Genomic DNA, 13296 nt, shown 5'->3' on the forward strand with positions numbered 1-13296 from the left:
AAACTTACTTATTTGCATGAAGACGATAAACCCACAGGAGGTAAAAACGGCGGAGGTACACGCGTTGCTGCTGGGTGCCATAGCGCCAAGGCCCATTGCGTTTGCCAGCACCACCGACCGCGCAGGAAACGTGAACCTGAGCCCGTTCAGCTTCTTCAACGTATTCAGCGCCAAGCCGCCTATATTGGTGTTCTCCCCTGCCCGCCGGGTGCGCGACAACACCAGCAAGCATACATTGGAGAATGTGCTGGAGACACGTGAAGTGGTCATCAACATAGCCAACTATGCTATTGTGGAGCAGATGTCGCTGGCCAGCACCGAGTATGATCGGGGCATAAATGAGTTTGTAAAGTCCGGCCTGACGCCCGAGGCTTCCGTGCTGGTGCAGCCGCCTCGCGTAAAGGAGGCTCCCGTAGCTTTTGAGTGCAAAGTGAAGGATGTCATCAGCCTTGGCCCTGAAGGTGGTGCCGGTAACTTAGTTATTTGTGAGGTGGTGCTCATCCACGTACATGAAAACATACTTGACGATAACGGCAAAATAGACCCGTTTAAACTAGATGCCGTGGCGCGTATGGGGGGCGACTATTACCTGCGTGCCAACGGCGACTGCATCTTCGAGCTGCCTAAACCGATCCGAAACAAAGGCATTGGCGTGGACCAACTGCCTGAGTACATCCGAAACAGCAGTATACTTACCGGAAACAACCTGGCGCGCCTCGGAAACTCTGAGGCTGTCCCGTCAGAAACGGAGGTAGAGGACTTTAAGCAGGATCCGTTGGTGAACTATACGTTAAGCAAGTATAAAAATGATCCTACGGCACTGCACCAGGAACTGGAACTGCTGGGCAAAAAGCTACTGGAAGATAACCAGGTAGAAAAAGCCTGGAAGGTTCTGCTACTGAAGGCTAAAGTATAACATCTTTATACATCTGCTGTTGCAAAACAAACGAGCCCGCTATTTCTGTAGCGGGCTCGTTTGTTTTCTTATCCCATTTGCAGGTCTAGCTCCTCGAAGCGAGAGTTCTTGCTGATGTACTCCGGCACGATCTGCTTCATCTTACGCACCACCTGCAGCTCATCCTTTGTCTTGTTCAACTGCATCAGCTCATCGATGTCTACCACAACATCATCGTAGCTGTAATGGCGCACTTTCGAGATCTTGATCTTGTTGTGGTGCGTCGGGATAGTCTGCTCCTCCTCGTTCAGCAGTTCCTCATACAGCTTCTCCCCTGGCCTTAAGCCGGTAAACGTCACCGGTATGTCCACATCCGGAATCAGACCGGCCAGCTTGATCATCTTCTTGGCCAGGTCTACGATTTTTACAGGCTCGCCCATGTCGAAGATAAAGATCTCGCCGCCATTACCCATCGTACCAGCCTCCAGCACCAGCTGCACGGCCTCCGGAATGGTCATGAAGTAGCGGGTAATCTCCGGGTGCGTCACGGTAACAGGGCCTCCCTTTTCGATCTGCTGGCGGAAACGCGGAATAACCGAACCGTTAGAACCCAATACATTCCCAAAGCGCGTGGTGATAAACCTTGTCTGCGTCACCTGCTTATAAGGGTGCTTGTTTCCATTCACCTTGCCGTGGTGCAGGTTATTCAGTGACTGAATGTAAATCTCCGCGATGCGTTTGGTGGTACCCATGATGTTGGTAGGGTTCACGGCCTTGTCCGTGGAGATCATCACAAACTTCTCCACATCAAACGTTAGCGATAGGTCAGCCAGGTTTCGGGTACCCAGTACGTTTGTCAGGATTGCCTCGCATGGGTTGTTTTCCATCATCGGCACGTGCTTATAGGCAGCGGCATGATAGACCACATCCGGCGTATACTCCTTAAACATGGAGTACATCCTGGTTGAATTCGTGATGTCCCCAATAAAGATAGCCATCTTCGCGTCGGGGAACTGCTCCTCCATCTCCAGTTGCAACTCGTGCAGCGGCGACTCAGCCTGGTCGCACACAATCAGCAGCTCTGGCCCATAGCTCAACACTTGCCGCACAATCTCAGAACCAATAGAGCCAGCCCCGCCCGTTACTAATACGCGTTTGCCACGCAAGTCCTTATTAATACGGTCGTTCTCGATCACGATGGGCGGTCGCTGCAGCAGGTCCTCAATCTTCAGGTCCTTGATCTGGTTCAGGCTCAGCTGGCCAGACATCCATTGCTCGGTTGGGGGCACTGTCAGTACCTTAATGCCTAGCTCTACGCAACGCTCTACAAACAGCTTCTGGCTGTCCGACTTCAGGTCTTCGGCAAAAACCAGCACCTTATCCACCTTCAGCTTTTGCTGCAGGCGCTCAATGTCCTCAATGTGGTATACCCTCTTCTGGTGAATGTGCTTGTCTACTTTGTTAGAGTTCTCATCCAGGAAGCCTACGATCACAAAGCGCCCCATGCCACTGGTTTCCAGTGCCTGCTTCAGCAATATGGAAAAGCCGTTGGCACCATAGATCAGCACGCGCTCGCGCTCGCCCGGCGAGCCATTCTTGAAAAAAATAAATAGCGCTTTTGCTCCCATCCTCACCAATGTGAGCAGGGTGGAGGATACAAAGAAGCTGATGAGCAAGACCAGGTAAATGTTTATAGAATCAATGCCATGCACCGGCGCCACCCAAAGGCCGATCAAGGCCCCGTAGGCAAGGCTGGCAATGAGCACAGCTGTAAAAATGCGGTATATGTCGTATATGCTGGAGTACCGGATAAGGCCGGTATGGATGCGCATGGTGTAGAAGGTGATCAGCGACACCAGCCCAAAGAGACCGATGTACACCAGAAAGTGCCCACGCATGATCTCCTCAAAGTGGAACTGTTTAATTATAAAGAATGAAAGGGCAAAAGACCAGCTCATGATTAGCTGATCTATTAAAAGCACTATCCATTTAGGAAGTGACTTATTAAGCAAAATTTTCATATAGAAGACCCTTACAGTACGATGCTGTGCCACAATCATAGATAGTGGCACTCAACGCAGGAACTGTATTCTTTTGTAAAAACTACTCAATCGATACCAAATAAGTTTACACATAAATTTAAATAACATCATCTTCAAAGAAAAGATAGACAATGTTAAATAATTATGCAGGTGTCATGGTTGCGTAAGCTACAACATGTACCTATGAACGCAAAGAGTGCAGTTAAGTTGTAACATCTTCGCGTTACAATATTGCACTTTGCTCCTTTAACCACTCCAGAATGAATATTAGCAAAGTAAAATACACACTTTACTAAAAACTGTGCAAATATAGTATAAAAAACCCATACATGGCTGCTGCAGCTTGTACTTCTATTCAAGAAAGATTTTTCACTATACTACCTTAGCCGCCTCTACGCGTTAAGAGCCTAACTGAAGTTGTAATTAATAAATGATGCGCAGGAGCAAATCAAGTCTTCTGAGAAGGGCTTGTGTAACCTTTAATTACCTTTAAACGCCTTATTTTGCACGAAGCAGAAAACTCTTCAAATCTGGATTCTTTCCTAGCATATTTTTAATACCTCTTTATTATGAAGAAAAATCTCGCTTCACACTTTGTATGGAGGAAAGTCAAAGAAGTGTTTAAGGCATCTGCTGTACTACACCTAACCGAATAACTATAAACTAAGCTTGCCCGAGGTCGTAAGCAATAGAAAGCTAACAAGTAAAACAAACAGATATGGCAGACAAGAAAAGTAAGACTGAAGACACCGACAGAAACCTGGCGAGTAAAGCAAACGCACAACCAAATCCTAAAAACTACTCCAACAAAGCTAACATCAAGGGAGGAGTAGATGAAGGCAGAAACGGCACAAAAGCTACAGCCAGCCAGCAGCAAGGGCAAGGCGCGCTGAATAAAAATAGGCATAACGAGGCCCGTCCGGGTAGCGAAACCGGAAGCGAGGGTAGCGGCCAGGGAGGCAACAACCCCACCGGAAAATAAAGAAACTCTGGTATTTAAAAGTAAAGGCCAGGGGAGTCATCCCTTGGCCTTTATCAGTTTATTAGAGCGATTGACTGCTACTTTATACTTTCTCCTCCTGATACAGCGCCTTCAGTTGTGACACAACCCTATCCAGGTCCTCGTCCGTAAGGTTAGAGCCTGAAGGCAGGCAAAGTCCCTGTTCGAACAAACGCTCGCTGGTGCCGTCGCCATAGAAGGGGGCATCGGCAAAGACTGGCTGCAGGTGCATGGGCTTCCACAGCGGGCGGGTCTCAATGTTATCCTTCTCCAGGTGCAGACGAATGTCCTCCCTGGTTACTTCACCTTCTACTAGTATCGTGCTGAGCCACCTGTTGGAGTAGAAATCTGCACTTGGCTCCTCGGCAAATTTAATGACTTCCAGCTCAGCGAAAGCCTCTTTGTAGAACGTATAGTTGCTGCGGCGCTTTTCTACGCGCTTCTCCAACACCTCCATTTGTCCACGTCCGATACCGGCGCACACGTTGCTCATGCGGTAGTTGTACCCGATGTGCGAGTGCTGGTAGTGCGGAGCCGCATCACGCGCCTGTGTTGCCAGGAAGCGCGACTTCTTAATCCACTCCTCGTTTTTTGACACCAAGGCACCACCTCCTGAAGTCGTGATGATCTTGTTCCCGTTGAAGGACAGGATGCTCATGGCACCAAAAGTACCCAGCTTACGCCCTTTATAAGAAGATCCGAGTGCCTCTGCGGCATCTTCTACTACTGGTATTTCATACTTGTCGGCAACAGCCATGATGCGGTCCATCTGGGCTGGCATGCCGTACAGGTGCACCACAATAATCGCCTTGGGCTTTTTGCCTTTGGTGATGCGGTCCTTTATCGCTTCCTCCAGGTGCTCCGGCGACATGTTCCACGTTTCCTCCTCGCTGTCTACAAATACGGGCGTGGCCCCCTGGTATGCGATGGGATTTGCCGAGGCTGAGAAAGTCATGGATTGGCAGATGACCTCATCGCCCGCCTGTACGCCAAGTATGATCAGCGCCAGGTGCAAGGCCGCCGTGCCGGAGCTTAGGGCCGCCACATGCACGCCTTCTCCTAAGTAGGAAGCCAGATCACGCTCAAAGCCGTCCACATGTGGCCCGAGCGGGGCAATCCAGTTGGTGTCAAAGGCTTCTTTTACATTTTTAAACTCGCTCTCGCCCATGTGCGGCGAGGAGAGCCAGATCTTTTCGTTCATATCAACAGTATTTTATAATCTTACATGGGTTGCCCACGGCTACGGCATTATCCGGTACATCGCGGATGACCACAGCTCCGGCTCCTATCTGACACCATTTACCTATCTTCACGCCCGGTATCACCACCGCCCCGGCTCCGACCCAAGTACCCTCGCCCACCGAAACGTTACCACAAAGTACGGCACCCGGCGACACATGTGCAAAATCACCAATCACACACTCATGGTCTATTTTAGCTCCTGTGTTGATGATGGCATGCCTGCCCACCTGCACCTCTGCCTGAAGTATGGCTCCCTGCATCACCACAGTGCCTTCTCCTACCGTAGCACTTGGCGACAAGATAACGCTTTTATCTATTGCCCGCCCATACGTTACCTGCAGTTGCTGCGCGATCCTGGCCCGTATACGGTTGTCGCCAATGCTGATGATAAGCGGCTCCTCCAGCTCATGATCCTGTATGAACTTACCCAGCACCTTTATGCCGCCAAGCTCCTTTAGGTCCGGATTATCGTCGAATAAGCCAGTCACAGCAATCCCTACGTTCCGAAGAATATCAATGATGACCTTGGCATGCCCGCTGGCTCCGTAAAGATACATTTTCAGTTAAGAGTTAAAAGTGAAGAGTTATTATTCCTGGCCCCGAACTTATCCGGTGACATTCAGTAGAAGTGAGCCTACAAGCTTATTTTACCTCATTAGACCTTCTTTGGTGCAAGCTTGCAGCTTGTACTTTATTATAAGTTAGCATGAGAAGGGGCAAATAGTTCGTTCTAGTCCAGTAAGTTGTCTTAATCAGGATTTACAGGATGTATGGATGAACAGGATTTTCGATAGAGAAAGCTTTTAACCCTTACACACTTTGTTTGAATGCCAAACTTATTGCGCGGCCAGGTCTCGACCCGTCCCTACGAGATCTCCAGTTTCCCGCCTTAGACAAGGAGGGGCCAGGGGTGGTTGGATTACTTTTCATTCCCCAGAAACTTCGGCATCGTCGCCACGCCTTCCGCACTAATGCCTTCCGATTTAAAAATCTTAAAGATGGTCATAAATATGATCTTCAGGTCCAGCCACGGCGACATGTTATCCACATACCACACATCATACCTAAACTTTGCGTCCCAACTGATAGCGTTACGTCCATTTACCTGTGCCCAGCCTGTTATACCAGGTCTAACCTCGTGGCGTCTCTGCTGCACGTCATTATACAATGGCAGATACTCCACCAGCAAAGGCCTCGGTCCGATCAGACTCATATCTCCTTTGATCACGTTCAGCAACTGCGGGATTTCGTCCAAAGAGGTTTTACGTACAAACTTGCCTACTGGCGTGAGGCGCACCTCATCCGGCAGCAGGTTTCCCTGCGCGTCCTTCTGGTCATTCATCGTTTTATACTTGATCACACGGAAGATTTTCCCATGTTTACCCGGGCGGGCCTGCAGGAAGAAAGGCTTTCCCTGGTTGGCAAAGTACAGCAAGCCCGTCACTACCAGGAACACCGGAAATAGCACGACAAAAGCTGTCAGGCTAAGTATAAAGTCGACGATGCGTTTAAGATAATTTCGGTACAGCCAGTTCATGTATATTTTGGGAGTAGCTGTTACTGTATATGTGATTATACACACCAGTAACAGCTACTTTCCTTCTATCAGTTATATAATCTCCTTCTCCTCTGCCACCTGCTGCTGTTTAACGCCGATGCCGTAGTAGCTGAATCCGCGCTCGCGCATCTCCTGGGCATCGTAGATGTTTCTCCCGTCGAAGACGGTCTTCTCGCGCATGAGCTTGCCCACCACGTTGAAGTTGGGCGAGCGGAACTCGGGCCACTCGGTCACCAGCAGGAGGGCGTCGGCGTCGATGAGCGTCTCGTACTCGTCCTTGCCGTACTCGATCGACTCGCCCAGCGTGTGGCGCGCCTCCTTCATGGCCACCGGGTCGTAGGCCCGCACCTTGGCCCCGGCCCCCAGCAGCTTCTCGATGAGCACCAGCGAGGGGGCCTCGCGCATGTCGTCGGTCTTGGGCTTGAACGAGAGGCCCCACACGGCAAACGTGCGGCCGGCCAGCTCGCCCTGGAAGTGGCTGTGGATTTTGTCGAAGAGCACCGATTTCTGCCGCTCGTTGACCTCCTCCACCGCCTTCAAGACGCGCATCTGGTAGCCGTTCTCGCTCGCGGTCCGGATCAGGGCCTTCACGTCCTTGGGGAAGCACGAGCCCCCGTAGCCGATGCCCGGGTAGATGAACTTGTTGCCGATGCGCGCGTCTGAGCCGATGCCCCTTCGGACCATGTTCACGTCGGCGCCCATCAGCTCGCAGAGGTTGGCCACGTCGTTCATGAAGCTGATCTTGGTGGCCAGCATGGCGTTGGCCGCGTACTTGGTCATCTCGGCCGAGGGGATGTCCATGAAGATCAAGGGGTGGCCGTTCATCAGAAAGGGCTTGTAGAGCTTGCGCATCACCTGCTCGGCCCGCTCGCTCTGCACCCCCACCACGATGCGGTCGGGCTTCAGAAAGTCCTCGATGGCGGCCCCCTCCTTCAAAAACTCGGGGTTGGAGGCCACGTCGAAGGGGATGTCGGCGCCGCGGGCCTCCAGCTCCTCCTCGATCGCCTGCCGCACCTTGCGGGCCGTGCCCACCGGCACGGTGCTCTTGGTCACCACCACCGTGTAGCCCTGCAGGCTGCGGCCGATCTGCCGGGCCACGGCCAGCACGTACTGCAGGTCGGCCGAGCCGTCCTCGCCCGGCGGGGTGCCCACGGCGATGAAGACGGCCTCGCAGCCGCAGCTCTCCACCACCCCCGAAAGGTCGGTGGAGAAGGAGAGGCGCCCCTTCTGGGCGTTGCGCTCGACCATCTCCTCCAGGCCCGGCTCGTAGATGGGCAAAATGCCCTGGCGCAGGTTGGCGATCTTCTTCTCGTCGATGTCCACGCACGTCACCTCGATGCCCACCTCGGCAAAGCACGTGCCCGTCACCAGGCCAACGTAACCCGTACCTACTACTGCTATTCTCATATGCTTGTTTGTTTTACTTTTTGTTTGGTCTGATAATAAATAGGGATGTCACCTAATACATTTACCAATATTACATAAGCTCCCACTTCGTCCTCTTTTGAGGGGATAGGGGAATGAGCAGGCGGCAAAAACAACTCCCTCAGCTTCAGCAAAGGAATCCATTAGTAAAATTATAACAAGATCATCGCAGGTGTAGCCATCCCCCTACCCCCTTCTAAGGGGGACTTGCCTACCTGCTCCTGCACAAGTCCCATTAGGCAGGTATATTCGGTTAGGAAGCTGTTTACTTATATACTACCTACTGCCCACCAATTTATCTTCCTCTCTTTTTTGTAAGAGGCCTTTATTTTGGAGATGCTCCTGGTATTCCTGGTACAACAACTCCCAAAAATGCTGTTGATCATAACGCTTCACGATCATACGACGGGCATTAGACTTCAAATGAAAATATAAGGCTTTGTCGGTAAGCAGCCGCTCCATGGCCTCCAGCAGTTTCTCTGTATTCTTGGGAGGGATGATCAATCCATTCTGCTCCTCTATTATAATTTCGTTGCAACCATTAATATCTGTTACGATACTTGGTAGCTCAAAGCAACCCGCTTGCATCGGGACATTCGGGAACCCCTCGCGGTATGACGGAAAAGCCAGCGCATGGCTCAGTGCCAGGTATGGCCGCACATCGTTCTGGAAACCTACGGACAAGATTCGTTCATTTTGCTCAATCTCCTGCAGCGTCTCAGCTGGCAGCGGATCCAGGTCCTGTTCCAGTGGTCCGACAAGTATAAGTTTAGCCTGCCTGTGTTTTGCCTGTAGCGTTTTGAAGGCTGTTACCAACTCCCTTACACCTTTATCCTTTACCAGTCGCCCTATGAACACAAAAACAAAGTCACTGGGCTGTATGCCCAACTCCAGCTTCAACTGCCCTAATTCTTCCTGGTCTAATGCATTGTAATTGAAAAAGGCTGTATTGATGCCGTTGCTACTCCCGTTCCCAATCACCTTCACCTTTTCAGGTCCGCAAAAACCACTTTCAAGTATAAAATCCTTCAGTACGGTCGAGTTCGGGTATATTTTGGTAGCGCAGGCATAAGTCAGTTTTTCTACTGCGTTCAGGATGTTGCGTGTAACACCAGTTGCCTCCATCAGAGGCAAACCCGCCACTGTGTGCAGGCGCACCGGTACACCTGCCATCATGCCTCCTAACATACCTATGATACCAGCCTTAGGGGTATGCGAATGAATAATCTCCGGCTTGTATGTTTTGCAAAGCTTATAGAACTCCCATAATGCTTTGATGTCCTGGATAGGAGTAATTTTCCGCGTCATGGGCACCAGCACATGTTCACAGTTTTGCTCTGTCACCACTGCCTTTGCCTCCGGGCCATCCGCAGAAATCATCAGCGGCTCAAAGCCCTTCGAGCGCATGTAGGGCAGTTGCCCTGTGATGAGCTTCTGTAAAGAAAGTGGGACTGTGGTGATTCGGAATAGTTTTGGCATAACATTGCATCTTCTGTAATGTAGGCTATGTAAATTTCGGCCCTGCAAGCCTTACTTTTTTTCTCTTGCTAGAAACTCTATTTTGTTGCACTATTTTTTTAAACTCCCATGTATAATTTAATACCCACACAATATATATTAGTAGTGCAGGAGTAAACATATTCTTCATTCTTACCATTATTCCCATATTACCCATGATATTAGAAAATGCTATTGCCCCAATAATTACGAAAAAAAACATACTCTTCAACTGATACGGAGCCTCTTTGAAGGAAGAAATAGGAGTAGCTTTAACAATAGAGAATGTCAATAGAAGTAAAATTAAATTTTCGACCGAGGCAAAGAGACTTGTTATGTTATGTGCGTCTATAAAAAGTGGCCGGAATAAGAAAGTAAATACTTTAAATGGTAAAGGGTATGATGTAATGTCAACACTAGAGCCAGTATGGCTCCTGCTTAAGTTGTAAACTCGTGTACTAGAAAATTCTTCTATACTTTCAGTCGACACCTCATCTAACTTGACATACTCCATTACATCATCAAATAACATTACGCCAGCTACAGCAAAACCTGTAGATAAAATTAATTTGTAGCCTATTTTTAGCCTTTTATCCAACAAAGCACCCACTCCAAATGATAGCAACAAGAACATTGCTATATGTGGACGAACATAATAAACTAAAACTGAACTAATCAGTATTCCAACAATATGCTTAGCAGGATTTAAAGTGCAATAAAAGAAGAATCCTATACAGAAAAAAGATATGGTATCCTTACCTATCCCTGAAGACCAAAAATGGATATTTGGTAAAAAGAAAATCCAAGGCAGCAAATAGTACCCACCTATTTTAGGATTATGTTTATTAAGTTTGGAAGCAAACAAATAGAAGAATAAAATCCCTAAGTAACCAATGAAACAATATAATAATGAACCTGTAACAAAGGAAAGATTTAGAATATGCACAAATGGATAATTAACCACATGCATAAATGCAGTACCAGGACCTCCTTCAAGATAAGAATCTAAAGAAATGCCTTTATTTCGCCAATAATTTAATGCATCTCCTCCAAAGTTCGTTACATATAAGATAAATATTAATCCAAAAAGCAAATGATAGTACCATAAGTATGATAGATACTTTTTACTTTTCAAGCCTTCTTGTTTAGCAAAAAAAGAAATTGCTACTGGAGCTAAAATGAGTATCAGCAGAATTACCAATAAGTCTTGTACTCCCATTAGCTTATTGGTATTATTTATAAACATAGATAAAGCAATAATAAACTCAGCATTAAGTTCTTACAATTAATTTTATATTAGACAACCATTTAACTTGTGCAGATTCTAAGGAGTAATCTTTTTCGACTAATTGTCGTCCCTTAATTCCACACTTTTCCCTTAGTTTTCTATCAGTAATTAGTTTTTGCAATGATACCCTCCATTCTTCTAAATTCGTTGGCTTAAAACCATTTTCCTGCTCACAAATTATTTCATTATTAGCGCCTACAGGACTTCCTATTACAGGCAAACCACATCCCATATATTGTATCAATTTATAGCCACACTTGCCTAGTTCCCATAATTCATGTTTTAAAGGCATAATCCCAATATCAAAGTTCTGAATAAGTTCTACCTCCTTACCTTCAGTCCACTCTATTATTTCCTCATATCCGTCTAGGCCAATTCCTGTCTTACCACCTACTATGTGAACTTTGATTGAGTTCTGCTTTATTAAATCTTTCAATATTGGCTTAACAATTTGAAGATATTGCATAGTTGAAGGAGAGCCAATCCAACCAATAATAACTTCTTCATTAGATTCTGGCTTCCATCTAATAAAATATTTTTTAGTATCTATAACGGTAGGTATTATAACTACTCTCTTAGCTCCGGCCTTAACTGCATAATTACTTAAATAATTATTCCCTGCTACTACCAAAGAAGCTCCTTCCATTACGTTAGCTATTTTGCTTTTAAGTAGCGACCGAACCCACTTATTCGGATGTAAATCATAATTATGGAAAATTGCATCATCGTAGTCGACGATATATTTAATATCAAACAAAACTAGAACTCGTTCTGCAAATGCAGGTAAGTATGGAAAGAGTTCTTTTTCTATTATAACAAGATCATATTTCATCACTGTAAAAAGCTTGAGCAGCCTGTAGATATAAGCTTTGATAACTCTTAATTTATTGACTGCTTTCTTATGGTAGATCTGTTGCAGATAGTTGTCATCAAATAACGGACTGTATTCACATTTCAGCCCTTGCTCCTCAAAGTAAGGAGTGTACTGGTAAGTACGTAGTCTACTACTTGCACCTAGGCGGGTATACTTTGGAAAAAATAGAACTCTCATTTATTATATTCATTAAATATCTGAACATACTGCTCACCTATAAAACGAAGATCAAACTTAGCTTTAAGATTAGTGATGATCTGATCTGAATCAAATAAAAGTCTTTTATCAAGGGCTTCTTTGATAGTCTCTCCCATCATGACTGGATCTCCAACTTTAGTAAAAAAGCCGTTTTCGCCTTCTATAAGAACCTCTCTGTTCCCACTCGGGCAGTCTGTTGCAATGACAGGGACTCCTAGTGCAAGTGACTCTAAAATAACATTTGAAAAGCCTTCGTATAGTGAGGATGAAATTAAGTATTTCGACTTTGACAGATATTTATATGGGTTATTTTGAAATCCTAAAAATTTAATTTCGTCTTTTAGGCCTAAATCTTCAACAAGTTTTCTCATTACACTTTCTAACGGACCACTACCAATGATATTTAATTTTATGGGATTGGAGGAAATACTTTTGTAATGTGCAATGCTACGTATAAGCGTAAAGTAATCTTTCTGCTCCATTAATCTCCCTATAGCAATAAGGTCGGCACCGGATGCCTCTTCTTCTGCTTTCAACTTAATATCAATTATGTTAACAGGGTTATATATTACTCGGCATTTAGATTCCTCTACCTTAATGAATTTTGAAAAGTCATGTTTCATAAATTGACTCTGGAAAACCACTCTATCAGATTTCTTAGCTAAAAGCTTTAACAGAGACATAACGATGCCTCTTCTGATAGGGCTTTTGATCAACTTTCTTTCTGCCCCAATTGTGTTACCTAACCTTGAAATAAGCATTGTTTTACTAGGTAAGAAAGGTTTTGCTAAAGCTGCAGCTATTGAGGAACCCAACGTAGTAAATAAGATATCAGGCTGATGTATTTTACAGAAAGAGATCAAAGGAAAGACAGTATTTCTGGCTTCAAAACTGCCTAGTTCATAAACAGGTATTTGCGGATTTAGCTGCTCTAGGAGCTGGCCTTCTTTTTTTCCAAGTAGCAGGGAGACAGAGAGCCCTTTATCATGAGTAAAATTAAGAAGCTGTAGCATAACACGCTCAGCCCCACCAGGTCTTAGGTTCGGAAAGAAAAAAAATATTAACAATATAAGCTTTATTAAAGAATTATTATACAAACACTACAAAAGAAGACAATCAACCTTTATGAATTATTTACTTTATACTAATGCTTTTAATGAACCTGTTTAGAGTTTCTCACATCTTTTAATTTTCCGAACAAAAAGCACTGTAAAAGCCAGCACGTGGAGGGCCATCCAGTTGCTGGCTTTTGTCTCAAACCTGATCAGCAGCGCCTT

Annotated in this window: 11 protein-coding genes; 2 read left to right on the forward strand and 9 right to left on the reverse strand. The window is 46.4% G+C overall.

Annotation, left to right across the window (positions count from 1 at the left end):
- The first annotated feature begins 16 nt into the window (after window positions 1–16).
- Window positions 17–916 carry a flavin reductase family protein gene (locus PXG97_RS06270; RefSeq protein WP_276496861.1) on the forward strand — a complete coding sequence of 300 codons (900 nt, stop codon included), beginning with the start codon at window positions 17–19 and terminating at the stop codon, window positions 914–916.
- A 68-nt stretch (window positions 917–984) separates the two neighbouring features.
- Here the strand turns inward: PXG97_RS06270 and PXG97_RS06275 are convergent, their stop codons facing one another.
- Window positions 985–2853: a polysaccharide biosynthesis protein gene (locus PXG97_RS06275; protein ID WP_276496862.1), complete on the reverse strand. Its 1869-nt coding sequence runs from the start codon at window positions 2851–2853 to the stop codon at window positions 985–987.
- Between the two features lie 802 nt (window positions 2854–3655).
- Here PXG97_RS06275 and PXG97_RS06280 point away from each other — a divergent pair.
- On the forward strand, window positions 3656–3919 hold the full coding sequence (locus tag PXG97_RS06280; RefSeq protein WP_276496863.1) for a hypothetical protein: 264 nt from the start codon (window positions 3656–3658) through the stop codon (window positions 3917–3919).
- Window positions 3920–4001: 82 nt separating this feature from the next.
- Here PXG97_RS06280 and PXG97_RS06285 read toward each other — a convergent pair whose 3' ends face one another.
- The 8 genes from PXG97_RS06285 to PXG97_RS06320 all read right to left on the reverse strand — a co-directional run bounded on the left by PXG97_RS06285 (window position 4002) and on the right by PXG97_RS06320 (window position 13086).
- Window positions 4002–5138 carry a DegT/DnrJ/EryC1/StrS family aminotransferase gene (locus tag PXG97_RS06285; protein ID WP_276496864.1) on the reverse strand — a complete coding sequence of 379 codons (1137 nt, stop codon included), beginning with the start codon at window positions 5136–5138 and terminating at the stop codon, window positions 4002–4004.
- A 1-nt stretch (window position 5139) separates the two neighbouring features.
- The gene (locus PXG97_RS06290; protein ID WP_276496865.1) at window positions 5140–5736 is read right to left on the reverse strand and encodes an acetyltransferase; all 597 of its coding nucleotides are present in this window, start codon (window positions 5734–5736) and stop codon (window positions 5140–5142) included.
- A 362-nt stretch (window positions 5737–6098) separates the two neighbouring features.
- Window positions 6099–6716, reverse strand: coding sequence for a sugar transferase (locus tag PXG97_RS06295; RefSeq protein ID WP_276496866.1), 618 nt, complete (start codon window positions 6714–6716; stop codon window positions 6099–6101).
- 72 nt (window positions 6717–6788) lie between these two features.
- Window positions 6789–8144, reverse strand: a complete 1356-nt coding sequence (locus PXG97_RS06300) for a UDP-glucose dehydrogenase family protein (RefSeq protein WP_276496867.1) — start codon at window positions 8142–8144, stop codon at window positions 6789–6791.
- Between the two features lie 294 nt (window positions 8145–8438).
- Window positions 8439–9641, reverse strand: a complete 1203-nt coding sequence (locus PXG97_RS06305) for a glycosyltransferase family 4 protein (protein ID WP_276496868.1) — start codon at window positions 9639–9641, stop codon at window positions 8439–8441.
- Between the two features lie 25 nt (window positions 9642–9666).
- Window positions 9667–10878 carry a hypothetical protein gene (locus PXG97_RS06310; RefSeq protein ID WP_276496869.1) on the reverse strand — a complete coding sequence of 404 codons (1212 nt, stop codon included), beginning with the start codon at window positions 10876–10878 and terminating at the stop codon, window positions 9667–9669.
- 52 nt (window positions 10879–10930) lie between these two features.
- Window positions 10931–11998: a glycosyltransferase family 4 protein gene (locus PXG97_RS06315; RefSeq protein WP_276496870.1), complete on the reverse strand. Its 1068-nt coding sequence runs from the start codon at window positions 11996–11998 to the stop codon at window positions 10931–10933.
- On the reverse strand, window positions 11995–13086 hold the full coding sequence (locus tag PXG97_RS06320; protein WP_276496871.1) for a glycosyltransferase: 1092 nt from the start codon (window positions 13084–13086) through the stop codon (window positions 11995–11997). The genes PXG97_RS06315 and PXG97_RS06320 overlap by 4 nt, the downstream gene beginning before the upstream one ends.
- Window positions 13087–13296: the final 210 nt, after the last annotated feature.

Source organism: Pontibacter litorisediminis, from assembly GCF_029360645.1.
GTDB classification, from domain to species: domain Bacteria; phylum Bacteroidota; class Bacteroidia; order Cytophagales; family Hymenobacteraceae; genus Pontibacter; species Pontibacter litorisediminis.

Excerpts from the sequence above, each read along its gene's own strand:
- PXG97_RS06270 (WP_276496861.1), top strand. The coding sequence starts at position 17 with ATGAAGACGATAAACCCACAGGAGGTAAAAACGGCGGAGGTACACGCG.
- PXG97_RS06275 (WP_276496862.1), bottom strand. The coding sequence starts at position 2,853 with ATGAGCTGGTCTTTTGCCCTTTCATTCTTTATAATTAAACAGTTCCAC.
- PXG97_RS06280 (WP_276496863.1), top strand. The coding sequence starts at position 3,656 with ATGGCAGACAAGAAAAGTAAGACTGAAGACACCGACAGAAACCTGGCG.
- PXG97_RS06285 (WP_276496864.1), bottom strand. The coding sequence starts at position 5,138 with ATGAACGAAAAGATCTGGCTCTCCTCGCCGCACATGGGCGAGAGCGAG.
- PXG97_RS06290 (WP_276496865.1), bottom strand. The coding sequence starts at position 5,736 with ATGTATCTTTACGGAGCCAGCGGGCATGCCAAGGTCATCATTGATATT.
- PXG97_RS06295 (WP_276496866.1), bottom strand. The coding sequence starts at position 6,716 with ATGAACTGGCTGTACCGAAATTATCTTAAACGCATCGTCGACTTTATA.
- PXG97_RS06300 (WP_276496867.1), bottom strand. The coding sequence starts at position 8,144 with ATGAGAATAGCAGTAGTAGGTACGGGTTACGTTGGCCTGGTGACGGGC.
- PXG97_RS06305 (WP_276496868.1), bottom strand. The coding sequence starts at position 9,641 with ATGCCAAAACTATTCCGAATCACCACAGTCCCACTTTCTTTACAGAAG.
- PXG97_RS06310 (WP_276496869.1), bottom strand. The coding sequence starts at position 10,878 with ATGGGAGTACAAGACTTATTGGTAATTCTGCTGATACTCATTTTAGCT.
- PXG97_RS06315 (WP_276496870.1), bottom strand. The coding sequence starts at position 11,998 with ATGAGAGTTCTATTTTTTCCAAAGTATACCCGCCTAGGTGCAAGTAGT.